This is a genomic window from Chitinophaga hostae (genome assembly GCF_018224885.1).
Lineage (GTDB): Bacteria > Bacteroidota > Bacteroidia > Chitinophagales > Chitinophagaceae > Chitinophaga > Chitinophaga hostae.
In genome coordinates this window covers 1-233 of the sequence record NZ_JAGTXB010000073.1, presented here as the reverse complement: position 1 = coordinate 233, position 233 = coordinate 1, and the positions used below count along the sequence as shown (strand labels likewise).

Below are 233 nucleotides of genomic sequence, written 5' to 3'. Positions count from 1 at the left end.
GCATCTGCATTGAGTCTGAAGTTCATCAATACCCTGTAGCTGCCACCGGAGTTAGGCGGTGGATTTACGGTAAGATTAAACGTAGTGGTATCAGCAGCGCCATAGGAATCTGTGGCGATAACACTGATATTATTGTACGTGCCTGCGTTATTAGTGCCTGGCGCAACAGCAAGTGATACAGTACCTCCTGATTGTGTCAGCGTCACAAAAGAAGGAAGATTCAATGTACTGTA

1 protein-coding gene is annotated in these 233 nt (G+C 45.9%); it reads right to left on the bottom strand.

The window, feature by feature from the left end:
* The coding region (locus KE626_RS34555) for a putative Ig domain-containing protein (protein WP_211977742.1) at positions 1–233 on the bottom strand (233 nt) is incomplete at both ends.